The 23,568-nt window shown below is 66.7% G+C and carries 23 protein-coding genes; 15 read left to right on the plus strand and 8 right to left on the minus strand.

Annotated features, from left to right (window positions below; all coding sequences use genetic code 11):
- Nucleotides 1-148: 148 nt before the first annotated feature.
- From QX051_RS25045 to QX051_RS25065, 5 genes are all read right to left on the minus strand, one after another.
- Nucleotides 149-991, minus strand: a complete 843-nt coding sequence (locus tag QX051_RS25045; protein WP_315736559.1) for a ChbG/HpnK family deacetylase — start codon at nt 989-991, stop codon at nt 149-151.
- Nucleotides 988-2,031, minus strand: coding sequence for a glycosyltransferase family 2 protein (locus tag QX051_RS25050; protein WP_315736560.1), 1,044 nt, complete (start codon nt 2,029-2,031; stop codon nt 988-990). The genes QX051_RS25045 and QX051_RS25050 overlap by 4 nt, the downstream gene beginning before the upstream one ends.
- 70 nt (nt 2,032-2,101) lie before the next feature.
- Complete coding sequence (hisG, locus tag QX051_RS25055; protein ID WP_315777956.1) at nt 2,102-3,079, minus strand: ATP phosphoribosyltransferase; 978 nt, start codon at nt 3,077-3,079, stop codon at nt 2,102-2,104.
- Nucleotides 3,076-4,236: an ATP phosphoribosyltransferase regulatory subunit gene (locus QX051_RS25060; protein WP_315777957.1), complete on the minus strand. Its 1,161-nt coding sequence runs from the start codon at nt 4,234-4,236 to the stop codon at nt 3,076-3,078. Before QX051_RS25060 ends, hisG begins: the two co-directional genes overlap by 4 nt.
- Before the next feature lie 117 nt (nt 4,237-4,353).
- The gene (locus tag QX051_RS25065) at nt 4,354-5,106 is read right to left on the minus strand and encodes a 16S rRNA (uracil(1498)-N(3))-methyltransferase (protein ID WP_315777958.1); all 753 of its coding nucleotides are present in this window, start codon (nt 5,104-5,106) and stop codon (nt 4,354-4,356) included.
- A 209-nt stretch (nt 5,107-5,315) separates the two neighbouring features.
- Here QX051_RS25065 and QX051_RS25070 point away from each other — a divergent pair, with 209 nt between their 5' ends.
- The 3 genes from QX051_RS25070 to ubiA all read left to right on the plus strand — a co-directional run bounded on the left by QX051_RS25070 (nt 5,316) and on the right by ubiA (nt 7,601).
- Nucleotides 5,316-5,735, plus strand: coding sequence for a hypothetical protein (locus tag QX051_RS25070; RefSeq protein WP_315777959.1), 420 nt, complete (start codon nt 5,316-5,318; stop codon nt 5,733-5,735).
- 283 nt (nt 5,736-6,018) lie between these two features.
- Nucleotides 6,019-6,672 (plus strand): hypothetical protein, encoded by a 654-nt coding sequence (locus QX051_RS25075; protein ID WP_315778006.1) that lies wholly within the window; start codon nt 6,019-6,021, stop codon nt 6,670-6,672.
- Entirely contained in the window at nt 6,669-7,601 is a 933-nt protein-coding gene (ubiA, locus tag QX051_RS25080) for a 4-hydroxybenzoate octaprenyltransferase (RefSeq protein ID WP_315777960.1), read from the plus strand. Before QX051_RS25075 ends, ubiA begins: the two co-directional genes overlap by 4 nt.
- On the opposite strand, the gene QX051_RS25085 is transcribed toward ubiA, so the two are convergent.
- Complete coding sequence (locus tag QX051_RS25085) at nt 7,602-8,126, minus strand: DUF6101 family protein (protein ID WP_315777961.1); 525 nt, start codon at nt 8,124-8,126, stop codon at nt 7,602-7,604.
- A 284-nt stretch (nt 8,127-8,410) separates the two neighbouring features.
- Here QX051_RS25085 and QX051_RS25090 point away from each other — a divergent pair, with 284 nt between their 5' ends.
- From QX051_RS25090 to lpxK, 6 genes are read left to right on the plus strand one after another with little or no spacing between them, the layout of a single operon-like run.
- Entirely contained in the window at nt 8,411-9,799 is a 1,389-nt protein-coding gene (locus tag QX051_RS25090) for a TldD/PmbA family protein (protein WP_315736567.1), read from the plus strand.
- Nucleotides 9,800-9,857: 58 nt separating this feature from the next.
- A complete protein-coding gene (locus QX051_RS25095; RefSeq protein WP_315777962.1) occupies nt 9,858-10,604 on the plus strand; it encodes a 3'(2'),5'-bisphosphate nucleotidase CysQ in 747 nt (248 codons plus the stop codon).
- 59 nt (nt 10,605-10,663) lie between these two features.
- Nucleotides 10,664-10,903, plus strand: coding sequence for a DUF4170 domain-containing protein (locus QX051_RS25100; RefSeq protein WP_009031572.1), 240 nt, complete (start codon nt 10,664-10,666; stop codon nt 10,901-10,903).
- A 17-nt stretch (nt 10,904-10,920) separates the two neighbouring features.
- Nucleotides 10,921-11,661 carry a lysophospholipid acyltransferase family protein gene (locus tag QX051_RS25105; protein ID WP_315716682.1) on the plus strand — a complete coding sequence of 247 codons (741 nt, stop codon included), beginning with the start codon at nt 10,921-10,923 and terminating at the stop codon, nt 11,659-11,661.
- The gene (locus QX051_RS25110; RefSeq protein WP_315777963.1) at nt 11,654-12,961 is read left to right on the plus strand and encodes a 3-deoxy-D-manno-octulosonic acid transferase; all 1,308 of its coding nucleotides are present in this window, start codon (nt 11,654-11,656) and stop codon (nt 12,959-12,961) included. Before QX051_RS25105 ends, QX051_RS25110 begins: the two co-directional genes overlap by 8 nt.
- Nucleotides 12,954-13,979 (plus strand): tetraacyldisaccharide 4'-kinase, encoded by a 1,026-nt coding sequence (gene lpxK, locus QX051_RS25115; RefSeq protein WP_315777964.1) that lies wholly within the window; start codon nt 12,954-12,956, stop codon nt 13,977-13,979. Before QX051_RS25110 ends, lpxK begins: the two co-directional genes overlap by 8 nt.
- Here the strand turns inward: lpxK and QX051_RS25120 are convergent.
- Entirely contained in the window at nt 13,949-14,176 is a 228-nt protein-coding gene (locus QX051_RS25120) for a DUF2093 domain-containing protein (RefSeq protein ID WP_315736570.1), read from the minus strand. The genes lpxK and QX051_RS25120 overlap by 31 nt on opposite strands.
- Nucleotides 14,177-14,377: 201 nt before the next feature.
- Between QX051_RS25120 and QX051_RS25125 the strand changes: the two genes are divergently transcribed.
- Nucleotides 14,378-15,208 (plus strand): dienelactone hydrolase family protein, encoded by an 831-nt coding sequence (locus QX051_RS25125; protein ID WP_315777965.1) that lies wholly within the window; start codon nt 14,378-14,380, stop codon nt 15,206-15,208.
- A gap of 7 nt (nt 15,209-15,215) precedes the next feature.
- Here QX051_RS25125 and xseA read toward each other — a convergent pair whose 3' ends face one another.
- The gene (gene xseA, locus QX051_RS25130) at nt 15,216-16,832 is read right to left on the minus strand and encodes an exodeoxyribonuclease VII large subunit (RefSeq protein WP_315777966.1); all 1,617 of its coding nucleotides are present in this window, start codon (nt 16,830-16,832) and stop codon (nt 15,216-15,218) included.
- A 125-nt stretch (nt 16,833-16,957) separates the two neighbouring features.
- On the opposite strand from xseA, the gene QX051_RS25135 reads away from it, so the two are divergent.
- The 5 genes from QX051_RS25135 (at nt 16,958) to QX051_RS25155 (ending at nt 23,516) form a co-directional block, all read left to right on the plus strand.
- Nucleotides 16,958-17,944, plus strand: a complete 987-nt coding sequence (locus tag QX051_RS25135; protein WP_315777967.1) for an alpha/beta hydrolase — start codon at nt 16,958-16,960, stop codon at nt 17,942-17,944.
- A gap of 13 nt (nt 17,945-17,957) precedes the next feature.
- The gene (locus tag QX051_RS25140) at nt 17,958-18,506 is read left to right on the plus strand and encodes a hypothetical protein (RefSeq protein ID WP_315777968.1); all 549 of its coding nucleotides are present in this window, start codon (nt 17,958-17,960) and stop codon (nt 18,504-18,506) included.
- Between the two features lie 4 nt (nt 18,507-18,510).
- Nucleotides 18,511-18,825 carry a transcriptional regulator gene (locus QX051_RS25145; RefSeq protein WP_315736575.1) on the plus strand — a complete coding sequence of 105 codons (315 nt, stop codon included), beginning with the start codon at nt 18,511-18,513 and terminating at the stop codon, nt 18,823-18,825.
- A 69-nt stretch (nt 18,826-18,894) separates the two neighbouring features.
- Nucleotides 18,895-20,178, plus strand: coding sequence for a phosphoribosylamine--glycine ligase (gene purD / locus QX051_RS25150; protein ID WP_315777969.1), 1,284 nt, complete (start codon nt 18,895-18,897; stop codon nt 20,176-20,178).
- A gap of 116 nt (nt 20,179-20,294) precedes the next feature.
- Entirely contained in the window at nt 20,295-23,516 is a 3,222-nt protein-coding gene (locus QX051_RS25155) for an AAA family ATPase (RefSeq protein ID WP_315771261.1), read from the plus strand.
- Nucleotides 23,517-23,568: the final 52 nt, after the last annotated feature.

Raw genomic sequence — 23,568 nt, forward strand, 5'->3', positions numbered from 1 at the left:
GGAGCGCGGATTAAATTTCCGTATGCGACAAAGCGTCTTTGCACTTGCGAGGCGTTTCGGAAGCCGAAGGCGGACGGCATGCCTGCCTCCCTCCCACTTCGAACGCCGCCGTGCCGGGTTTTGTTCGCCGGGGCACGCGAAACATCCATCAGCCGAGCGTCACCTTGCGGCGCTCCAACAGGCCCGGAAAATGCTCGCCGGCAAGATAGGCGTGCTCATGCTCGCGCTGCACCGTCAGCGGATCGAGCTCGATGAGGACGTCATCGACGAAACCGGGGTGGCACATCACCAGCCCATGCTCGGGCAACTCGTCGAGGAAGCCATCCATCAAAGCTCCGAAGTCGGAGGCCTTGGTGAAGTCGTAGGCGCCCGCGAAGCCGGGATTGAAGGCGATCTCGGCCCGCCTGGCCTGACGGCGGAATTGCGCGCTGAGCACGTCCAGCAGCAGCGCCTTCGGTGCCGCCAGCCGCTGCATCAGGGGCAGATTGCGGCCGCCCTGGCGCACCCAGGCCGTGGGCGCAGTTTCCTTGACGGCGGCGAGAAAGCCCTCGCGTACCTGCGGATAGAGCTGGGCATGCTGGTGGCCGTCGACGAAATCGGGGGCGCGACCGAACAAATCGCCGAACGCTGCAAGCTGAACCAGGACCTCGGCACGGATCATCTCGGGATCGAGCCGGCGGGTCAGTCCGGCGCGCAGCAGCTTCGGGAAGGGCAGGAACATGCCGCCTTCCGAGGGACGGAAATGCATCGTCAGGGGCCGGAACGGCGCGGTCAGCGTGACGTGCAGGCCGATGGCGCAACGCGGGCTGTCGGACGCGACCTTGGTCAGCTCCGTCACCTCGTCGCGCCCGATCGCGGCGCCCACGGTCATCACCGAGGTTGCGTTCAACCGACCGCGCGCGATCAGGTCTCGGATGGCGCTGTTAACCCCGGGGCTGATGCCATAGTCGTCGGCGCACAGCCAGATGCGCCGGTGCGGCGTCGCGCTCATTCGGCGGCGTTCCTCTCGGCGCCGTCGCTCCGCGCATCGAGCGCTGCACGCTTCTCGCTGTGCTCGGCGACGAAGTAGATCGGACGCGCCTTCAGCTCGGACAGGATCTTGCCGATATACTCGCCCATGATGCCGATCATGATCAGCTGCACGCCGCCGATCGTCATCAGGCCGACCATCAGCGAGGGATAGCCGGGCACCGACTTGCCGGTAGCTAAAGTCTCCCACAGGATCGAGAGGCCGAACAGAAAGGCCGCCGAGGCGAGCAGGATTCCGAGCAGGCTGGCGAACCGCAGCGGGGCGACCGAGAACGAGGTCAGGCCTTCGATCGACAGGCCGAGCAGGCTGGTCAGGTTGAAGGCCGTCACGCCATGGGCACGCGCGGCAGGCTCGTAGTCGACGCGGATCTGGCGGAAGCCGATCCAGCTCGCCAGGCCCTTGAAGAAGCGGTTGCGCTCCGGCAACTGCCGCAGCGCCGCCACCGCGCGCGGCGACAGCAGGCGGAAGTCGCCGGCATCCTCCGGGATCTTCTGCCGCGCGCCCCAGTTGATGAGCGCGTAGAAGCCGTGCACTGCGACGCGGCGCAGGAACGGCTCGTTGTCGCGATGCGCCTTGGCGGTATAGACGACGTCATAGCCGTCCTTGATCCAGTGCGTGACGAGCTGCTCGACCAGGGCCGGCGGATGCTGGCCATCGCCGTCCATGAACAGCACGGCGCCGCGCCGGGCATGATCGAGGCCGGCCATCAGCGCGGCCTCCTTGCCGAAATTGCGCGACAGCGAGACGACCTGGATGTCGAGCGCATCGGCCTGCAAGGTGCGCGCAATCGCAAGCGTGTTGTCGCGGCTGCCGTCGTCGACATAGACCAACTCGCAGGCGAGGCCGAAGCGCTGGCGCAGCGTACGGGCGAGATTGTTCAGCCGCTCGTGCAGCGCCGTCAGTCCCGCGCCCTCGTTGTAGACGGGGATAACGATCGACAATCCCTGCGACGCGGCGTCGGCCGCAGTCGTGGTCAGATCCGACACGTCAGTTCCCAGCATTGCTCAGCGTCCTCGTTCTGCTACCAACATATGGTAGCTGCGCTCGCCTGTCGCTACGATGAACGGCGATTTATGATCGCAGGAAGGCCTCGAGGCGAGCAAACAGCGGATTTTCGCGGTCGAGCACATAGTCGAGCGAGGCGACCGAGACGGTCTCGGCGCCATGTGCGCGCAGAAAGCTGCCGAGCGCGTAGATCTGCGCCGGCGGGCAGTGCAGGGTGAGCATGCCGGACGAGGTCGGGCCGCCGAACGGAGCCACGACGCCGAAGCGGTTGTGCGCCTCGGTCAGCATTGCTGCGTCGCACCCTTTGAAGCGGGTGCGGACCTCGCGGTATTTGCTGGCGCGGGCGCGGGCATGGATGTGGTCGAGAATGATCCGGGCGCTCTCGCGCGGACCCTCCGACCAGTCGGCGTCGCGGGAGGCGACCAGATTAGCCTGGCTGCGCAGGATCACGCCGTCGTCCAGCACCTTCAGCCCGTTGGCGGCGAGGGTCGAGCCGGTGCTGGTGATGTCGACGATGAGCTCGGCGGTGCCGACCGCCGGCGCGCCCTCGGTGGCGCCGGCGCTCTCGACGATGCGGTAATCGACGATGCCATGGGCGGCGAAGAAGCTGCGCGTCAGGTTGATGTACTTGGTGGCGACGCGCATGCGGCGATTATGCTGGGCGCGAAAGCCGGTGGTGACGTCGTCGAGATCGGCCATGGTGCGGACGTCGATCCAGGCCTGCGGCACGGCGACGACGACGTTGGCGCCGCCGAAGCCGAGCGTATCGATCAGCAGCACGCGCTTGTCGGCATCGGTGATGCTCTCGCGCACAAGATCCTCGCCGGTGACGCCGAGATGCACGGTGCCGCGCGCCAGTTGCGAGGCGATCTCACTCGCAGAGAGATAGGCGATCTCGACATTGTCGAGACCTGCGATGGTGCCACGATAGTCGCGCGCGCCGCCGGGCTTGGACAGGTTCAGCCCGGCGCGGCCGAAGAAGGCCTCGGCATTCTCCTGCAGACGTCCCTTGGAGGGAACGGCGAGGACGAGGGGGCCGCTCATGATGCTCTCCCGCGCGGGGACTTGCCGACGGCGCTGCTCTGGGCCAGGCGCTCGATCCAGATCGAGAAGCCGACGGCCGGAATCGACTCGGCGGCGCCAAGCTGGCTCAGCAGGCCGTCATAACGGCCGCCGGCGACCAGTGGCTCGTCGCCATTGCCCGGATGATGCAGCTCGAACTCGAAACCGGTGTAGTAGTCGAGGCCGCGGCCGAACGACGTGGCGAAGCGCACCTTGGTGATGTCGATGCCGCGCTGGGCCATGAAGCCGGCGCGAGCCTCGAACGTGTCGATCGCCGCTGAAATGTCGAGCTTGGCGTCAGCGGCGAGCGCGCGAAGCTGCTGGACAGCCTCGGTCGGGCTCCCGCTGATTGCGAGGAAGCGCTTGATACGGTCCAGCGCGTCACGCGGCAGCGCGCCGCTCTTGAGGGTGGACTGCTCGAGGAATCGGTCGGCGATCTCCGCCACCGTGCGGCCGCCGACCGCGGTTGCGCCGGCAATCGACATCAGGTCGGTGACCAGGGCGAGCGCCGCCTTGCGGTCGGAGCCGGCCAAGGCGGCGAGCACCCCTTCATACTCGTTGCGCGGGGCCACCGAGGCGATCGCCAGCCGCTCGAGGTCCTGCGCCAGGGTGCGCTTGCGGTTGAAGTCCTTGATCAGCCGCCGCCGCCATACCGGATAGAGATCGAGGGCGTCGATCAAGGCCGTGAACAACGCGACGTCGCCGGTACGGATATCCACCGCGGCAAGGCCGGCGGTGGCGGTCGCCTCGATCGCCAGCGCCAGCATCTCGGCATCCGCGGCGGGCCGATCCTGACGGCCGAACGACTCGATGCCGGCCTGCAGGAACTCGCTCGGGCGGCCCTCGCGGTAACGAAATACTGGACCGAGATAGCTGAAGCCGGCCGGATGCCCGGCGCGGGCCGAGGCGAGGTAGTCACGGGCGACGGGAATGGTCAGGTCGGGGCGCAGGCAGAGCTCTTCGCCGGCGGCGTCGCCGGTCAGATAGAGGCTCTTGCGGATGTCCTCCCCGGAGAGATCGAGAAATGGCTCGGCCGGCTGCAGGATCGCCGGTTCGGCCCGCTCATAGCCGGCCTGGGCGAAGGATTGCAGCAGCATGTCCGCCCACGCGGCGGGTCCGGTTGGAGCGGGTCCGGTCATGTCGATCGAGTTCCAAAGTGGAGTGAGCGCCTCTGGAGGCCGCGGCTGCCCCTTAGCATGGCCGTTTGACGGTTTCGACTGCGAATGGCCGCGGCAAGCCACAATTGGCCGGATGCCTTAACCGCGGGGGCCGGTCCAGTCCCCGAGCGTAGCCTGGATCACGGCGAGGGCGGCAACGCCGGCCGTATCCGCGCGCAGGATGCGCGGGCCCAGCGCTAGCCTGATCACGTGCGGCTGGCGGAGCAGCAGCGCCCGCTCGTCGTCGGCAAAACCGCCCTCCGGTCCGATCAGCAGGTCGATGCCGGCCGGGTCCTTGCCGCTGCGCAGCGCCTGCAGCGGATCGGCCAGTTCGGCGGCCTCGTCGCAGAACACCAGCAGCCGCTCAGGTTGCCGCTGCGCGAGGAAGCGCTCCAACGGCACCGGGTCCTTCACCTCGGCGAGACTGAGGATGCCGCATTGTTCGGTGGCCTCGACCACGTTGGCGCGCATGCGCTCGCCATTCACGCGCGACACCTGGGTGTGACGGGTGATGACCGGCTGCAGGCACGAGGCGCCCATCTCGACCGCCTTCTGCACCATGTAGTCCAGCCGCGCGTGCTTGAGCGGTGCGAAGACGTAGGCGATGTCCGGCAGGTGATCCTGAGGCCGGCTCTGCTGCTGGATCGTCAGGCCATCTGGCCGCTTGCGGCCCTCGATCACGGCCCGCCATTCGCCGTCGCGGCCGTTGAAGACCAAGACGTGATCGCCGGTGCCGAGACGCAGGACGTTGCCGAGATAGTTGCTCTGATTGCGGTCGAGCGCGACCGTGCCTCCCTCCTGCAAGGGTGCGTCGACGAACAGGCGCGGGGCGGTGAAGTCGTATGCGGGCATGGAGCGAAGCGGTGCCGATGATGGATGTTGCTTAACCAGACCACGCGCCGGCCGCAAAGCCGGCGGAGCCGTCACGGGGTGTTGTATCGGGTATTGGCGATGGCGCCTTTCGGCCGTGCTGTCGACAGATTTTACCGGTTCGATCCCGCCGGTCGTCCCTTGGGGACGGACATCCGACGATTCCGTGAGCCTTGAAGCGGAGAACGGCCTTGATCTTGAGACATTCGACTTGGGCGCTTGCCGCGGTCATCGTGGTGACGGTCGCCGGGCCGTCCCGGGCCGACGACAAGGCGATCGCTGCTCCGCCCCAGCAAGCGGCTCCCGCGGTGCCGGGTGGTGCCGCAGCGGCCGGCTTTCGCCCGCCCGAAACCTGCCTGAAGGAATTCACCCCGCTGCGGGACGAGACCGCCCGCCGGGCCAAGCTGCTCAAGGCGGCGACTGGGCGGCGTTTCGCGCCCGGCGAGGCTTGCCAGCTGGTGCATGACTACGAGCTCGCCCAGACCAAGATGATCGACTACGCGGTCGCCCATGCCTCGCTCTGCGGCATCCCGCCCAAGATCACCGATCAGCTGAAGGCGAATCACGAAAACACCCTGGCCGTGATGCGCAAGGTCTGCACGGCGACGTGAACCGTCCCGCCGGCCGCCGAACTGGCGACTCCGGCCTGACGAGGTGGGCGAGGGCGCGGAGTGAACGGATTTTGGGCCCCGATGTTCGGGAAGGGCCTCGTTTTGGGCCTCCGCGCCGGTTGGAACCCGGCTGCGTCCCTCCGCCGCGGCTGTGATCAACTCCGCGGTTGTGCTGGACGGGCGAGAATCGTAAAAGCCCCGGATCGGATCGTGCTTTCATCCGGAAGTGTTGAGGATTCTTGGTCTTACCGGAGAACCAGCCTTGATCGTCCGCCAGTCTTTCATGCCGCTCGCCATTGCCGCCCTGGTGCTCTCCACAGGGCAGCTCTTCGCGCAGAGCTCCTTTCCCGCGCCGATGCCTGGTCAGGCCCAGACCAGCAACTCGCCGTTTCCGCCCATCAACGGCGCGGCGCCGACCCGGGCCGCAGCTCCGGCAAGTCCGTTCCCCAGTCCAGGCGCCTCGGCGTTCGGCGGCGGTGGTGGCTTCCAGCCGGCCCCGATGGGAGCCGCGCCGCAGGGTGGCCCGCCGGAGAGCTGCATGAAGGAGTTCATTCCGCTGCGCGAGGAAGCCGAGCGTCGCGGCAAGCTGATCAAGGCCGCGAGCGACCGCAAGGCCTCGCCTGACGAGGCCTGCAAGCTGATCGCAAATTTCGGCAAGGCCGAAGTGAAGATGATCAAATATGTCGAGGCGCATTCGGCGAGCTGCGGCATTCCTCAGCAGATCGCCGATCAGCTGAAGGCCGGTCACAAGAACACCGACGCGCTGGAAAAGAAGGTCTGTGCCGTGGCGGCGCAGATGCAGTCGGGGGCCGGAAGGCCCTCCGCTCCGAGCCTGAGCGACGTCCTGGGCTCGTCGGCCGCGTTGCCTGAGGCCAACACGACCAAGAAGGGCGGATCCGCCTTCGACACCATGACCGGCAACGTTCTCACCCGATGAGCGACACGGCCGTCCGCGTTGCTGACGCGACCGGCAATTGGGTCGATACGCTGGCGCCGGTCTGGAGCCGGCCCTACCTGCGTCTCGCCCGCTTCGATCGCCCGATCGGATCGTGGCTGCTGCTGATGCCGTGCTGGTGGTCGGCCGCTCTGGCTGCTGGGATCGCCGGGAATCTATCCATGTTGCCGGCATGGACCGGGCTCTATTTCGTCGGCGCGTTCGTCATGCGTGGCGCCGGCTGCACCTGGAACGACATCACCGACCGCGATCTCGACGCCAAGGTGGAGCGCACACGTTCGCGACCGATTCCCGCCGGTCAGGTCGGCGTGAAGCAGGCGCTCGCCTTCCTGGTGGCGCAGGCCCTGATCGGTTTGGTGGTGCTGCTGCAGTTCAACCGGTTCGCGATCGCCACCGGCATCGCCTCGCTGCTGATCGTCGCGATCTATCCGTTCATGAAGCGTGTCACCTGGTGGCCGCAGGTCGTGCTGGGTCTCGCCTTCTCGTGGGGCGCGCTGATGGGATTTGCGGTCGCGTTCGGCCGCATCGATGCAACCGCGCTGCTGCTCTACGCCGGGTCGATCTCGTGGGTGATCGCCTATGACACGATCTACGCGCATCAGGATGCCGAGGATGACGCGCTGATCGGCATCAAGTCGACCGCGCGCCTGTTTGCCGACCGCACGCATCTGGCGCTGGTCATCTTCTACAGTCTGGCCGTCATCCTGATTGGGGCCGCGTTCGCGACCGCCCACGTGCATGTCGCGGCGTGGCTCGGGCTGGCGTGCTTTGCCGCCCATCTCGGCTGGCAGATCCGGCGTCTGGATATCGCCGATCCGGCGCTGTGCCTGCGGGTGTTCAAGTCGAACCGCGATGCCGGACTGCTGCTGTTCGCAGGGCTGTTGGTCGATGCCGTGCTGCGCGCAACCTGATCAGCTGCGCGCGATGATCTCGCGCTCGCCGCGATGGATCGAGGCTGGATTGAGCTGGTAGCCGACACGGCGTCGCATCAGGAAGCGCGGGCGGCGCGAGCGGATCGCGTTGCGGCGGCGGCGGCGCGGCGTGGCCTCCCGGCGCGTGTCCTGCAACTGGGGCAGCGCGAAGGTCTCGCTCCACATCGCCCACGCAGCAACGATCTCGTTCTGGTCGTCGCTGACGCAGAGCGGGATGGTCAGGGAAGGGTCGCGGTGGACGAGCACCAGCATCACCTGTGTGTCGTCGATCTCGCGCACGCCGATGCCGAGGAAATCGCTGACGCGGAGGTTCAGGGCCATGCGCATGCCGCTGACGGCACGACGCAGGACCACGCGCTCCCGGTGCAATTCGATCTGCCGGATTCCGCCATCGGCACGGGTATCGTGCGCGCTGTACGAGACGGGCAGGGAAAGAGGGTCGAGCCGCAGGGCGCGGCCCGACCCAGCGGAATGGCTTCCGCCTGTTGCTGTTTGACGCCTCACGGCTTGGTCTCCCCGCCGGGATTATGCTCCCGGTCGATGCGTGTGACCTTGCCACGCGGATCGCCCGTATCGGCTTAACAAGCCTGGTTAATCAGATCTCACGCGTGATCCTCCTACCGTCATGATTGACAAGCGCTTGCCCCGCATGATTGACGAGACCTTGCCGATTTGCCGACAATCCGATGTGCCGTCTGCCGTCCTGCTTGAAGTCGGCGTGAACAGGCCACATTTCCTTTGGATTGAGCCGTCTTCGCCGCCCACCTGACATCGATCGGATCGTGTTCGTGACCTCTTCCTCAGCCTCATCGTCGACATCAGCCCAATCAGATCTGCTCGACCAGTCCGCCCTGCGAACGCTCGCCGAGCGGCTGGTGGAAGCCGCGAGGAAGGCCGGCGCCGATGCCGCCGACGCCATCGCGGTGCGCGGCATCTCGCAAGGCGTCGAGGTCCGTGACGGGCGCGTCGAGGAATCCGAGCGCTCGGAAGGCGACGATGTCGGCCTGCGCGTTCTCGTCGGCAAGCGCCAGGCCGTGGTGTCGACCAACGACGTCAGCGGGGACGGCGTGGCGCGGCTGGCCGAGCGGGCCGTGGCGATGGCGCGGGTGGCGCCTGACGACCAATATGTCGGCCTCGCCGATCCGGCGCTGCTGGCGCGCGACATTCCCGAGCTCGACCTGCTCGATCCGCAGATTCCCTCGACCGCAGAGCTGGAGCGCCGTGCCCAGGAGGCGGAGGCTGCCGCGCTCGGCGTGAAGGGCGTGACGAAGTCCGGTGGTGCGTCGGCCTCGACCGGCATCGGCGGCATGGTGCTGGTCACGAGCGACGGTTTTCACGGCGCCTATCTGCGCTCGAGCCAAAGCATCTCGACGACCGCCATTTCCGGCGAAGGCACCGGGATGGAGCGCGACTACGACTACACGGCGGCTCCGCACGGCGCCGACCTGCTGGCGCCCGCGGCCGTCGGGCGCAGCGCTGGCGAACGCGCGGTGGCGCGCGCCAATCCGCGCAAGGTTGCCACGTGCCAGGTGCCGGTCGTGTTCGATCCCCGCGTGTCCGGCTCGCTGGTCGGACATCTGGTCGGCGCCATCAATGGCGCCTCGATCGCGCGCAAGACCAGCTTCCTCAAGGACAAGCTCGGCGCGCAACTGTTCGCCAAGGGTATCCGCATCATCGATGATCCGCTGCGCAAGCGTGGGCTGCGGTCGCAGCCGTTCGACGCCGAGGGCGTGAAGGTGAAGCAGACCGCGCTGGTCGACGATGGCGTGCTGACGACGTGGCTGCTGGATTCGGGCACCGCGCGCGAGCTCGGCATGGTGACGACCGGCCACGCCCATCGCGGCGTGTCGTCGTCGCCTTCGCCCGGTCCGTTCAATCTGCATCTCGAAGCCGGCGTCGTGACAGCCAAGGAGCTGATCTCGGACATCAAGCAGGGCTTCTACGTTACGGACCTGATCGGCTCGGGCGTCAACGGCGTCACCGGTGACTACAGCCGTGGCGCGTCCGGCTTCTGGATCGAGAATGGCGAGATCGGCTATGCCGTGAGCGAGGTGACGATCGCCGGGCATCTGTTCGAGATCTTCAAGTCGATGACGCCTGCCAGCGATCTGGAATTCCGCTATGGCGTCAATGCGCCGACGGTGCGCATCGAAGGATTGACGCTTGGCGGACGGTGAGATCGAGAAACCGGACGAGACCAGCCTCGCGACAGACGCCAGGCTCCTGAAGGAGGCGGTGCGCGAAGCCGGCGAGCTCGCACGTTCGATGTTCGGAACGGAGTTGCGCAAATGGACCAAGGGCGCGTCGTCGCCCGTCTCCGAAGCCGACATGGCGGTCAATGCGCTGCTTGAGCTCAGGCTGCGATCGGCAACGCCGGATTACGGTTGGCTGTCCGAAGAGAGCGCGGATGATCGGGCGAGACTCGGTCGGTCGCGGGTCTGGATCGTCGATCCGATCGATGGCACGCGGTCCTATCTCGGCGGCCGCAACGACTGGTGCGTGAGCGTCGCGCTGGTCGAGCACGGTGCGCCGATACTCGCCGCGGTGCATGTCCCGGTCAGCGAGGAGTTCTTCTTTGCCGCCCGCGGCAGCGGCACCACGTTGAACGACGAGCCGGTTCAGGCCTCGACCGGACGCGTGCTCGACTTCGCGCGGGTGGCCGGTCCAAAACCGTTGGTTGAGCGGTTGGCTCCGAGTTCTGCGCGGATTGAACTCCATCCGCGAATCGGATCATTGGCGCTGCGTCTGTGCCGTGTCGCGCATGGCGGGCTCGATGCCGCTTTTGCAGGCGGGCAAAGCCGCGATTGGGATCTTGCGGCGGCTCATTTGATCGTGCAGGAAGCGGGGGGTAAAATGACCGCGTTGTCCGGCGAGGCGATCCTCTATAATCGTCCGGAGGTGGTGCACGGGATGCTGGTGGCAGCGGGCCGCGACCGACATGCCGACATCGTCGCGCAGTATCGCAGGTTACCGCCGGACTGAACGCCCCTGGATCGCACCCTCCACGTCGCCTGCAAGGCGTTGACTAGGAAACAATACCGATGACAGATAGCGCCTCGCAGCAGCTCCTTCACCTCGTGATCGGCGGCGAGCTCATCAATCTCGACAAGAACGAATTCAAGGATCTCGACAAGGTCGATATCGTTGGCGTCTATCCGAACTACGCGGCGGCCCACGCCGCCTGGCGCGCCAAGGCGCAGATGACGGTCGACAACGCCCACATGCGCTATTTCATCGTTCACCTGCACCGGCTGCTCGATCCCGGTCAGGACGCGAAGTAAGACGCAAAGCTCGCGACTTGAAACACCTGATCCGCAATACGCTGCGTAGCGGCTGGTTCCAGCGCGCCGTCGGGTTCCTCGCGGCCGAGTACCTGCGCCTTGTGTGGCTGACCAATCGCTTCACCTATGAGCCGCCCGAGGTCTACGACATCGTCGAGCCGCAGATGCCGGCGATCTTCGCGTTCTGGCACGGCCAGCATCTGCTGACACCCTTCATCAAGAACAAGCCGAGCTATCGCGCCAAGGTGCTGATCTCCCGCCATCGCGACGGCGAGTTCAACGCGATCGCCGCCGAGCGGCTCGGCATCGGAACCATCCGCGGCTCCGGCGATCATGGCTCCTCCTTCCACCGGAAAGGCGGGGTGGGGGCGTTCAAGGAGATGGTGCGGGCGCTCGAAGACAACTATAATGTGGCATCGACCGCCGATGTGCCGAAGCGTGCGCGGATTGCGGGGCTGGGCATCATCATGCTCGCGCGCGAATCAGGACGTCCGATCATGCCGTTCGCAATGGTCACGAGCCGCTTCATCCGCCTGAAGAACTGGGACAGCACCACCATCAATTTGCCATTCGGCCGCGGCGCATTGGTGGGAATCAAGGAAATCAACGTGCCGCGCGATGCCGACGCCGCGATGATGGAAGAGGCGCGTCTCGACCTCGAGGCGACGCTGAACGAGTGCATGCGCCGCGCCTATGAGATCGTCGGCCGTCCCGAGGCCTGTCCTCCGCCGGTCGCGTCGGGAGCATCAAGTGCCTAGGCCGCTGCCGATGGCCCTGCGTGTCTACCGCGGGTTGTCCTCGGCGGCGGTGCCGCTTGCGCCGGCACTGATCAGACAGCGGCTCAAGCATGGCAAGGAGGATCCCGAGCGGACCGACGAGCGGCGCGGCCTGAGCCACGACACGCGCCCGCTGGGTCCGCTGGTTTGGATTCACGGTGCCAGCGTCGGCGAGGTGCTGGCGGCGGCGGCGCTGATCGAGCGGCTGCGTGAGCTCAACATCCGCATCCTCATCACGTCCGGCACCGTGACGTCGGCCGCCATCGTGGCCAAGCGCTTCCCGCCCGACGTGATCCACCAATACGTGCCCTATGACACGCCGCGCTTCGTCGAGCGCTTTCTCGATCATTGGCGTCCCTCGCTCGGGCTGTTCATCGAGTCGGACCTCTGGCCGAATCTCATCCTCGCCGGCGCCTCGCGGCGGGTGCCGATGGTGGTGATCAACGGCCGCATGTCGCCGCGCTCGTTCCCGCGCTGGCGCCGCATGTCCGGCACCATCTCCGCTTTGCTGGGACGCTTTGATCTCTTCCTGACGCAGTCGCAGGCGGACGCCGACCGGTTCTCCGCGCTCGGCGCGCGCACCGTCATCACCACCGGCAATCTCAAGCTCGACGTGCCGGCGCCGCCCGCCGATCCGGCGAAGCTCGATCGGCTCACGGCGATGACGCGCGGCCGTCCGGTCGTCGTCGCCGCCTCCACGCATCCCGGCGAGGACGAGATCCTGATCGCGGCCCACAAGGCCTTGTCGGCTACCTATCCGTCGCTGCTCACCGTGATCGTGCCGCGCCATCCGCATCGTGGCCCGGCCGTCGCCGAACTCGTCGCAAGCGCCGGCCTGCAGGGCGCCTTGCGTTCGCGCGAGGAACAGCCGCTCGCCGGCACCGACATTTACGTCGCTGACACGATGGGTGAGCTCGGCCTGTTCTACCGGCTGGCGCCGGTCGTGTTCATGGGGGGGTCGCTGGTCGAGCATGGCGGTCAGAATCCGATCGAGGCCGTCAAGCTCGGCGCGGCCATCGTGCACGGACCCCACGTGTTCAACTTCACCGACGTCTATGAGTCGCTGGACAAAGCCGGGGGAGCCAGGCTCGCCCACGATCAGGAGGCGCTGATCCGCCAACTCCGGCAGCTGCTCGCTGATCCCGCAGCCGGCAACAGCCTGGTTGCGGCAGGAACGCGCGTGGTCGATCAGCTCGGTGGCGCGCTGGAGCGGACGCTGTCGGCGCTGGAGCCGTATCTATTGCAGGTCAGGCTCGAAATGGGGGCAGCCGGCGATGCGTGAGCCGGCCTTCTGGCATCGGCCGCCGTCCTGGCAATCGCGTCTGCTGTTCCCGCTCTCGAAACTCTACGGCGCCGTTGCCGCACGCCGCATGGCGCAAGCCGGCATCGATGCCGGCCTGCCGGTGATCTGTGTCGGCAATTTCCATGTCGGCGGAGCCGGCAAGACGCCGACCGTGCTGGCGCTGACCGATATGCTGCGTGACCTCGGCGAGCAGCCGGTGGTGCTGAGCCGTGGCTATGGCGGCCGGCTGCACGGGCCCGTCGTCGTCGATCCAGCTGTCCATGAGGCTGCCGATGTCGGTGACGAGCCGCTGATGATGGCGGCGCGAGTGCCGGTCGTCGTGGCGCGCAGCCGCGCCGACGGCATCGGTCTCGTCAAGGCGCAGGGCGCCTCCGTCATTCTGATGGACGATGGCTTCCAGAACCCGTCGATCACCAAGGATCTCGCGTTGATCGTGATCGACGGCGCGCGCGGTCTCGGCAATTCCGAGGTGTTTCCCGCGGGCCCGTTGCGCGCGCCGCTGCCACCGCAGCTGGCGCGCACCGACGCGTTGGTCGTGATCGGTAGCGGCCGAGCCAGCGAGGCGGTCGCCTCACATGTGTTGGCGGCCGGCAAGCCGGTGTTTTCAGCCGCGTTGCAGCCCGATGCGCAGATCGTCGCGGCGCTGCAGGGCAGGCCGCTGCTGGCGTTTGCCGGGATCGGCGATCCCGCCCGATTCTTCCGCACCCTTCGCGGTGCCGGTCTCGACGTCAGGCGCGAGCGTGCCTTTCCGGATCACCACCCATTCACGACGGCCGACGTCGTAGCCCTTGCCAACGAAGCCAGGCGTGATGGATTTGCCCTGGTGACCACGGAAAAAGATCTCGTGCGGTTCCGCGGCCACGAGGCCGCGCCCGATGTCATGGCATTCCCGGTGACACTGCAGTTCGGCGATCTCGCCGCGTTGCGCGCGTTGGTTGTGCAGCGGCTGTCAGCGAAGCGGAACGGTCAGCCGCTGGCTTTCAATGCGCCCGGATAATGCCGCTGCAGCACGGCGCTCGGCAGGGCATAGGCTTCCTGCAGATCGACACTCCAATACTTCAGCTCGTCCAGCGGAATCCGCACATCGGTGACCGCGCAGCGCACATAGCTTCCCGGCGAGATCACGCGGAAATCGCCATCCAGATACTGCACCTGCGCCTCGCCCTGGCCCGAGGGACCAAACTTGTTGAGCACGTCCGCGATCTCCAATTCCTTGACGTGAAGTCCCCCTACGTGGGCGCCGCGCGCACACGACAGGCCGAATTTCGATGATTTCCTAGCATAGATGGGGGACGCTGTCCCCCCGCGCAAACCCACTGATTTGTGATGCTTCTGCACGAAACTCCGTGCTAGCTAGGTTTCAATATCCGCCGCTTGTCCCGCCCGGCTGGTTTGATGCGCTCCCTCGTCGCCATCGTCGTCTCAATGCTCTGCGCCACGGCGTTTTCGGCCTTGGCTGAGCCGTTGCCGGCGCCCATCGCGGTCGAGATCCCCTCGGGAAGCTATGTGCTGCGCGCCCAGCTCTACCGGCCGAAGGGGGCCGGCCCATTTCCGGTCGTGGTTGCGCTGCACGGCTGTGGCGGGCTTTCCGGCCGCTCCGAGCCGGTGCTGCCGCGCTATCGCGACTGGGCCGAGGAACTGGTCAAGGACGGCAAGGCCGTCCTGCTGCCGGACAGCTACGGCTCGCGCGGACTGGGGCCGCAATGCCGCGTCAAGGAGCGTCGTATCAGCGGCCGGCGCGAGCGTGTCGCTGACATCGTGATCGCGCAGAAATGGCTGGCCGAGCAAGCCTGGGCGATGCCCGACCGGGTCAGCCTCGTTGGCTGGGCCAGCGGCGCGAGCGCGCTGTTGTGGGCGGTGCGCCCGCAATTGCCCGAGCATGTCTCGCCGGATTTCCGCTCGGCGGTGGCGTTCTATCCGGATTGCCGCGCCTCGTCCGGCCTCGGCTGGAGCACGCGCGTCCCGACATTGGTGCTGATCGGCGGCCTGGACGACGTCTATTCGCCGCCGGCGTGCCGACAGATGATCGATGGCGCGCGCGGCCGCAGCGCGCTGACCCGCATCGTCATCTATCCCGGCGCCTATCACGATTTCGATCGTGTGAACCTGCCGCTGCATCAAGTCGCAGGGTCGGACGCCGGGGCGCCCGAGCGCGGCCATGTCGGCTCGGATCCCGAGGCGCGTGCCGATGCGCAGAAGCTCGTGGCCGATTGGCTCGCGCGCTGAGGACCACTCAGAACAGGCTGCCCTGATCGGCGGGATCGGGCGTGCGCTTCGGCGCCGAAGGCTTGCCCTCACGCGGGGCTTTTGGCGATGCTGGCGCCGCGGCTGGAAGCGGGCGGTCCGCGCCCGCCGTGGCCGTGACCTTGCCGTCCGCAAATTCGATCGAGAGTGCGGCGCCCGGACCGATGCTCGCGGCATGGTGCAACGGATGGCCGGCCTCGTCGCGCACCAGTGCAAATCCACGCGCCAGCACGCTGCGATAGGACAGCGCGGTGAGGAGCTTTTCGTTCTGTCCCACGCGGGCCGTCAGGCGCTGGAGCTGAGTCTGCAACGCGCGCCGGGCCCGCTCGGCAAGACGTTCGGTTCGGTCGCGCTCGCGACCGATGGCCTGGCGCTTGGCCTGCGCATAGGCCTGGCGCGAGGCCTTGAAGCGGGCGTCGAGCGCCTCGAATCGCTCGCGCCGCCGGTGCAGCTGGCCGCGCGACGACAGCGACAGCCGCTCGGACGAAGCGATGAGGCGATGGCGCGATTGCGCGATCTGCGCGTGCAGCACGCGCAGAGTGAGCTTGGCGCTCGCCGCTGCGAACTGGCGAAAGTGCACATGCGTGTTGGTCTTGAGCGCGCGCGGCAGGCTGGCGGCCGCCGAATCCAGCCGCTGCCTGGGAATGGCGAGCAGATCGCCGGCGCCGGGCAAAGCGCGCGCGGCGGCGCGCAGCTCGTTGCGGCGGCTCTCCTGGCCGCGCTGCCAGCAGACGCTGACACGGCGCGCGAGGCTTGCGACCTCCTGCATCAGCTCGCTGCGCACCGGCACCGCCATTTCCGCGGCTGCTGTCGGCGTCGGCGCACGTTTGTCGGCGGCGAAATCGATCAAGGTCACGTCGGTCTCGTGGCCGACCGCCGAGATCAGCGGGATCATGCTCTCGGCCGCGGCGCGGACCACAATCTCCTCGTTGAACGACCACAGGTCCTCCAGCGAGCCGCCGCCGCGCGCGACGATCAGCACGTCGGGCCGCGGGATCGGGCCATCCTGCGGCAAATCGTTGAAGCCGCGGATCGCGGCGGCAACCTGCTCGGCCGAGCCTTCGCCCTGCACCTTCACGGGCCAGACCAGCACGCGGCGAGGAAAGCGGTCCTCGAGCCGGTGCAGGATGTCGCGGATGACTGCCCCGGTCGGCGAGGTGACGACGCCGATCACCTCGGGCAGCCACGGCAGCAGTTGCTTGCGTGCGGGATCGAACAGTCCTTCGGCGCCGAGCTTCCGCTTGCGCTCCTCCATCAGCGCCATCAGCGCGCCGATCCCGGCCGGCTCCAGCGCCTCGATGACGATCTGGTACTTCGACGAATTCGGGTAGGTGGTGAGCTTGCCGGTGGCGATCACCTCGAGCCCTTCCTGGGGCTTGAAGCGCATGCGGCCATGCACGCCCTTCCAGATCACCGCCTCGATCTTGGCGCTCTCGTCCTTGAGCGCGAAATAGCAATGCCCCGAGGAATGCGGCCCGCGAAAGCCGGTGATCTCGCCGCGCACCCGGACATGGCCGAACTGGTCCTCGACCGTGCGCTTCAGCGCCGAGGACAGCTCGGTGACGGTGAATTCGGGCGCGTTGGGCAAGGCTTCCGCAGGCGGCATCGCTGTTTGATTCGGTTCGGGGAGCAGTTGCCAAGGTAGGGGCTTTCCGCGTCCGCCGCCAATCAAGCCGTTGCCTTTTCGATAACTCTGTATTACAGAGGACTCTATAGAAAATGGAGAGGGGTATGCGGTCAAGCATCAAGATCGTGCGTCGGCTCATCGGTTGGGGCTTCGGCCTCGCCGGGGCCCTTGCCCTTCTTCTGGGCGGGATGATCGCGACGCCGTTGGTGCGCCCGCCCGAGCTGAAATCGATCTCGGAGACCGTCGGGCGTGTCGATCGGAGCACCATGCCGGCCCTACAGCGCTTCAGCGCCCGGGACGGCACGGAGCTCGCCTACCGCCACTATCCGGCGCGGGCGACGCCGATCGGCAAGGTTGCCATCCTCGTGCACGGCTCCTCCGGCTCGAGCGTCGCCGTGCATGCGCTGGCGGATGGGCTTGCCGCCCGGGGCATCGACACGTTCGCGCCCGACATCCGCGGCCATGGCGGCTCAGGCACCCGCGGCGACATCGGCTATCTCGGCCAGCTCGAGGATGATTTGGCCGATCTCGTCGCAGAGGTCAGGAGGACCGCGCCGTCCCAGCCGATCGTGCTGCTCGGCCATTCGGCCGGCGGCGGCTTCGCGCTGCGCGCGGCCAGCGCGCCGACCCAGGACCTGTTCGCGCGCACCGTGCTGCTGTCGCCCTATCTCGGCTATGACGCGCCCACCAACCGGGAGAGCTCGGGCGGTTGGGCCAGTCCCGACATTCCGCGCATCCTCGCGCTCGGCGTGCTCGATCGCGTCGGCCTGAGATGCTGCGAGGCGCTGCCCGCGCTGGCCTTTGCTGTCAGGCCGAACTCGGAGAAGTTCGTGGCCTCGACCTACAGCTACCGGCTGTTCCGCAATTTCGCGACCCGTGGCTACAAGGCCGATCTCGCTGCGGCGAAGCACCCGGTGACCCTCATCGCTGGCGCCGATGATGAGCTGATGCTCGCCGACAAATATGCAGATGCGGTGCACGCCGTCGCGCCCGGCGTTGACGTGAAGCTGATCGCCGGCGTCAATCACATGGAGATCGTGTCGGCGCCGCAGGCGGTGAGCGCGATCGCCGATGACGTGGCGACGCGCTAGGGGTTCAAGCCGCATGATCGACAGCCTGGAAGCCGCGCGGGCGCTCAGCGACATCGAGGATGTCACGAAGCGCGTGCGGCAGTCGCAGATCTATCGGCTGTCGAGCCTGATGATGATCCTTTGGGGCGTCCTCGTCTTTGCCGGCAATCTCGTGACCTATCTGGCGCCTTACTACGCCGACAAGGCCTGGCTGTCGGTCTATGTCCTCGGTCTGGCCGGATCGGTGGTGTTGGGCGCGACGGAGAAGGCGCGTTCCGGCGTCCGCAGCTTCGATCTCCGGGCCCTGCTCGCCTTCGTCATGTTCTTTGCGTTCGGCTTCTTCGTCGAAGCGATTGGCCATTTCGGACCGCGTGAAATGGGCGCGTTCTGGCCGGTCTATTTCATGCTGTTCTACGGCCTCGCCGGATTGTGGTTCGGCGCGGCCTTCACGGTGTTCGGCCTGTGCGTCACCGCGTTGACCCTGGTCGGCTACCTCTTCATCGGCGCGGCTTTCCCGTTGTGGATGGCGTTCGTCAATGGCGGCGGCCTGGTTCTCGGCGGCTTGTGGATGCGGCGGGGCTGACGGTTTGGCGGAGCTCGACGAGATCATCCACCAACCGCTGCGGCTGAAGATCATGGCGGCGCTGAATGCCCTGCCTGCCGGGGCCGGGCTGGAATTCGTCCGGCTGAAGAAGCTGACCGGCGCCACCGACGGTAATCTCGGCGCCCATATCGACACGCTGGCGCGCGCCGGCTACGTCGCCGTGGACAAGGCCTTCGTCGGCAAGAAGCCGCAGACCACGGTGACGGCGACCGCGGCCGGCCGGGCGGCGTTCGCCCGCCACGTCGCCAGCCTGCAGGAGATCATCGCCGGCGCCGCCGTCAAGCCGTCCGAGCCATGATTTGACTCTGTAGCGACGGCCGGGCAATTGGGGCGTCCAAATTGGCCCACCCCTGCGACGGCATCGACGATGAACATTCTGCTCCTTGGTTCCGGCGGCCGCGAGCACGCGCTCGCCTGGAAGATTGCCGGCTCGCCGCTGCTCACCAAGCTGTGGTGCGCCCCCGGCAATGCCGGGATCGCCAAGGAGGCCGAATGTGTCGCGCTCGACGTCGCCGATCATGCGTCGGTGATCGCCTTCTGCCGGGCGAACAAGGTGGATTTGGTGGTGGTCGGCCCCGAGACGCCGCTCGCCGCCGGCATCGTCGACGATCTCGAGGCTGCGGGCATCAAGGCGTTCGGCCCATCCAGGCTTGCCGCCAAGCTCGAGGGCTCCAAGGGCTACACCAAGGATCTCTGCGCCGAATACGACATCCCGACCGGCGCCTACTGCCGCTTCGACAATGCCCCCGAGGCGCTCGCTTATGTCCGCGAGCACGGGGCGCCGATCGTCGTCAAGGCAGACGGGCTCGCGGCCGGCAAGGGGGTCGTCGTCGCCAAGACGGTTGCCGAGGCTGAGGACGCCATCAAGATGATGTTCGAGGGCGGCTTCGGCGTCGCGGGCGCCGAGGTCGTCATCGAGGAGTTTCTCGAAGGGCGGGAGGTGTCGTTCTTCGCGCTGTGCGACGGTGAGACCGCGATACCGCTGGCCTCCGCCCAGGACCACAAGCGGGTGTTCGATCACGACCAGGGACCGAACACCGGCGGCATGGGGGCGTATTCGCCGACGCCGTTCGTCACGCAGGAGATTCATGACAGGATCATGAATCAGATTATTCAGCCGACCATCGCCGGAATGAATGCGCGTGGCACTCCGTTCAAGGGCATTCTCTATGCCGGTCTGATGCTGACCGCCCAGGGGCCGAAGCTGTTCGAATACAACGTGCGCTTCGGCGATCCGGAATGTCAGGTGCTGATGCTGCGGATGATGTCGGATCTCGTGCCCGCCATGCTGGCCGCTTGCGACGGGCAGTTGAAGAATTTCGACCTGCGCTGGTTTCCCGACGCCGCCGTCACCGTGGTCATGGCCGCGAGTGGCTATCCCGGCGACTACGCCAAGGGCGGTGTCATCGAGGGGCTCGACGACGCCGCGCGGATCGAGGGCGTGGAGATCTTCCACGCCGGCACGGTGGCGAAGGACGGCGCCATTCTCGCCAATGGCGGGCGCGTCCTCAATGTCTGCGCGTCGGGAAAGAGCGTCACCGAGGCTCAGGCGCGGGCCTATCAGGCCGTCGACCGCATCAAATGGACCGACGGCTTCTGCCGGCGCGACATTGCCTGGCAGGCGGTGGCGCAGGAAAGCGCTCAGGGCTGAGCATCGTGATCGCCGTAGTCGGCCCTGCAAGGCTATTTTTCCCGCGAGAATTGTGGCAGTTCCATAGACTCATGCCGTGATGGGATGAATCAGTTCCGCCGTGGAACGGAGGGGCCATGGAATGCGCGCGGTGCGGCAGGCAGAATCAGCCAGGGAGAGCCTCGTGCGACCGGTGCGGCGAGCCGCTCGGCCTCAGATGTGAGGCTTGCAACCAGACCAACAGCCCGTCGAATCGGTTCTGCGGCCAATGCGGCGCGCCGTTGCCCGGCCGGCCGGCTCCGCCCGACCAGGCGGCGCAGCGCGTCCTGAGGACCCTGAGCAGCAAGGGCGGAGAACGCAAGCGTCTCACCATCCTGTTCGCCGACATCCGGGATTCCACCCAGCTGATCGATAGCCTCGGCGATCCCGAGCTCGCGATGCAGCGGCTCGATCCGGTGCTCAACCTCATGAAGGAGGCGGTTCACCGCTACGACGGCGTCGTCAACAAGACGCAGGGCGACGGCGTCATGGCCCTGTTCGGGGCGCCGGTGCCGCATGAGGATCATGCGGTTCGCGGCTGCCTCGGCGCGCTGGCGATGCAGGACTCCATCGCGCGCCTCGCCGACCCGCATTTGCAGGTCCGGGTCGGACTGCACACCGGCGAGGTGATCGTCCAGGTCGTCGAGAACAGCATGTACCAGACCTACGACGCGGCCGGCGCCAACGTCCATCTGGCCAATCGTCTGGAGCACATGGCCGAGCCCGGGACCATCCTGATCAGCAAGGAAACCTACACCGGCGCCAGGCAGTTCGTCGAAGCCGAGCCGCTCGGCACCCACACGCTGCGCGGCATTGCCTCGCCGGTGTCGATCTACAAGCTGATCGGCCGCCTCAGTGCGCCGGCGAGCGACGTCTTCCGTAGCGGCCAGCGCCTGTTGCCGCTGATCGGGCGCAACGCTCAGCTCGCCGTGCTCGAACGCGAGCTCGACGACGTCCTGGCGGCGCGCGGCGCTGTCGTCGGCATTGTGGGTGAGGCCGGCATCGGCAAGAGCCGGCTGTGCTTCGAGTTCGCCGAGCACTGTCGCCGCCAGGGCATTCGCGTCTACGAGGCGCGCGTGCTGGCACATGGCCGCGCCACCCCGTTCCAGCCGGTGCTCGAATTGCTGCGCGACTTCTTCGGCATCCGGCCGAAGGAGCCGGTGGAGGTGTCGCGCCAGCGCGTGGTCGACCGGCTCGAAGCCATTGCCATGCCCGACACGGCGCTGGTCCTGCTCTTGGACTTCATGAACCTCGCCGATCCGTCACGTCCGGCGCTCCGGCTCGATCCCGGCGTGTTCAAGACCCGTCTCCTGAACGTGTTCAAGACGCTGTTCCGCGCCGCGCCGGCTGATGGCGCCATGGTGATCATGATCGAGGATCTGCATTGGATCGACGAGGCCAGCGAGGAGTTCGTCGAGGCGCTCGCGGAGGCCACGATCGGCACCAAGACGCTGCTGGTCGTGAACTACAGGCCGGGTTTCGCCGCCTCCTTCATGCAGCAGGTCCCATTTCACGAACTGCACATCGTTCCGCTGGCCTCCGAGGAGGCCAGCGAGCTGCTGCGCGGGGTGTTTGGTGACGATCCTTCGCTGGAGGTGCTGGCGCGCGACATCGTCGAGCGCGCTCAGGGCAATCCGTTCTTCCTCGAGGAATTGGCGAGCGCGGTCTCCGAGAGCGGTGGGTTCGAGGGTGAGCGCGGCGCCTATCGGCTGAAGGGCGGGATCGGCCCGATTCCGCTGCCGCCGACGGTGCATGCCGTGGTAGCGGCCCGCATCGACCGTCTGAGCGAGACCGCCAAGAGCGTCCTGGAAACAGCGGCTGTGATCGGCCGCTCGGTCGCGCTCGCCGTGCTCAAGCCGGTCGTCGGGCTCAGCGAGGCGGATCTGTTCGACGCGCTCGCACAACTGAGACATGCCGATCTTCTCTATGATCTGCCGCCGTTCGACATGGGCGTGCTCGCCTTCCGCCATCCGCTGATCCAGGAGGTGGCCTATGCCATGCAGCTGCGCTCGCGCCTGAGCGGCGTGCACGTGGCCGTGGCCAAGGCGATCGAGGCGCTGGATTGGGGCACGCAGGACGAGTTCGCCGCCCTGATCGCCTCGCATTACGAATTCGCCGGCCAGACCATGCAGGCCGTCGAGCATCTGCAGCGCGCGGCGCGCTGGATCGGCCGCACCAATACGGCCGAGGCACTGCGGCTGTGGAAGAAGATCCGCTCCCTGCTGCAGGCGCTGCCGCAATCGGAGCGCGTCGACCGCCTGCGAGCGCTGGCCAGCGGCCAGATCCTGAACTTCGGCTGGCGCGAAGGCATCTCGGCCGAAGAAGTCAAGCCGTTTGCTGAGGAAGCGTTGAGATTTGCACGCTCCTCCGACAAGGCGCATGAGCCGTTGTTGATCGGCGCTTATGGACGCGTGCTCGCTTCGACGGGAGCGGCCGATGACTACGTCGACCTGGCGCAGAACGCCATCAAGCTGACCTCGGGCGAGGGGGATGTCGGCCGCTACGCGACCGTCAACGCCATGCTGGCGCAGGCATACACACATTCGGGACGGATGAACGAGGCGCTCTCGGCGGCCAATACGGCTATCGCTGCGATGGCAAGCCAAGCCGGCTTCGACAGTCACGTCACGCTTGGTTTGAACCCGAACCAGATTCTCGGCTTCGACGTCAGCTATTGGGTGAGATGCATCAGGGCGCGCGCAATGGCTCATCTCGGCCAAATCGAGGATGCTCGCAGCGAGCTTCTCGAACTGGTGCAGCAGCCTTCATCCGAGGTCGCACCGGTGCTTCAGTTCGTTCCGCACTTCAACCTGGTGGAGCTAGCATGGATCGTCGGAGACCAGGGTCTTGCGCGCGAGCACGCAAGGCGAGTTTCCGATCTCGCTGAAACATCCGGCATTCCCTACATCCGCGTGCTCACCTTGCTCTGTGCAAGCCTCGAACAGGCTTTGACTGGTCGATTCGCCGATGCGACGAATGAGATGGTTGGCGCGATCGAAGCCGCACGGGCCGCAAGAACCGGGCTCGAGCTTGAGGCGCGCATGGCTGCCATAAATGCCGATCTGCTTTACCGGAGTGAGGACTTCGATGCCGCTATCGAGGCCAGCAAACAGGCGATCCTTGTAGCCAAACGAAAGACGGATCGAGTCGCGGAGTGTTACGCGACGATCATCCTGGGCCTTGCTCTTGCCGGAGCCGGCAGGAACGAGCAGGCTGCGGGACTTCTCGAGCAGATACGACATTTGATGAATGTCTCCGGTGCGTTCTGTCTGCGTTCATTAGTTCAGAAACTGCAATTGCATCTTGAAGCAATGCAATGATGCATGCATTGTCGATTCGTTGAATTCCAGCTTTTTCAGATTTGGGGGTTAC

It is taken from the genome of Bradyrhizobium sp. SZCCHNR1053 (assembly GCF_032381235.1).
Taxonomy (GTDB): domain Bacteria; phylum Pseudomonadota; class Alphaproteobacteria; order Rhizobiales; family Xanthobacteraceae; genus Bradyrhizobium.

Bases quoted from the DNA above. Each gene is read 5' to 3' on its own strand.
- QX051_RS25050 (WP_315736560.1), bottom strand. From the start codon at position 2,031: ATGCTGGGAACTGACGTGTCGGATCTGACCACGACTGCGGCCGACGCC.
- hisG (WP_315777956.1), bottom strand. From the start codon at position 3,079: ATGAGCGGCCCCCTCGTCCTCGCCGTTCCCTCCAAGGGACGTCTGCAG.
- QX051_RS25060 (WP_315777957.1), bottom strand. From the start codon at position 4,236: ATGACCGGACCCGCTCCAACCGGACCCGCCGCGTGGGCGGACATGCTG.
- QX051_RS25100 (WP_009031572.1), top strand. From the start codon at position 10,664: ATGACAGATAGCGCCTCGCAGCAGCTCCTTCACCTCGTGATCGGCGGC.
- lpxK (WP_315777964.1), top strand. From the start codon at position 12,954: ATGCGTGAGCCGGCCTTCTGGCATCGGCCGCCGTCCTGGCAATCGCGT.
- QX051_RS25135 (WP_315777967.1), top strand. From the start codon at position 16,958: ATGCGGTCAAGCATCAAGATCGTGCGTCGGCTCATCGGTTGGGGCTTC.
- QX051_RS25075 (WP_315778006.1), top strand. From the start codon at position 6,019: ATGCCGCTCGCCATTGCCGCCCTGGTGCTCTCCACAGGGCAGCTCTTC.
- QX051_RS25140 (WP_315777968.1), top strand. From the start codon at position 17,958: ATGATCGACAGCCTGGAAGCCGCGCGGGCGCTCAGCGACATCGAGGAT.
- QX051_RS25045 (WP_315736559.1), bottom strand. From the start codon at position 991: ATGAGCGCGACGCCGCACCGGCGCATCTGGCTGTGCGCCGACGACTAT.
- QX051_RS25065 (WP_315777958.1), bottom strand. From the start codon at position 5,106: ATGCCCGCATACGACTTCACCGCCCCGCGCCTGTTCGTCGACGCACCC.
- purD (WP_315777969.1), top strand. From the start codon at position 18,895: ATGAACATTCTGCTCCTTGGTTCCGGCGGCCGCGAGCACGCGCTCGCC.
- QX051_RS25155 (WP_315771261.1), top strand. From the start codon at position 20,295: ATGGAATGCGCGCGGTGCGGCAGGCAGAATCAGCCAGGGAGAGCCTCG.
- QX051_RS25125 (WP_315777965.1), top strand. From the start codon at position 14,378: ATGCGCTCCCTCGTCGCCATCGTCGTCTCAATGCTCTGCGCCACGGCG.
- xseA (WP_315777966.1), bottom strand. From the start codon at position 16,832: ATGCCGCCTGCGGAAGCCTTGCCCAACGCGCCCGAATTCACCGTCACC.
- ubiA (WP_315777960.1), top strand. From the start codon at position 6,669: ATGAGCGACACGGCCGTCCGCGTTGCTGACGCGACCGGCAATTGGGTC.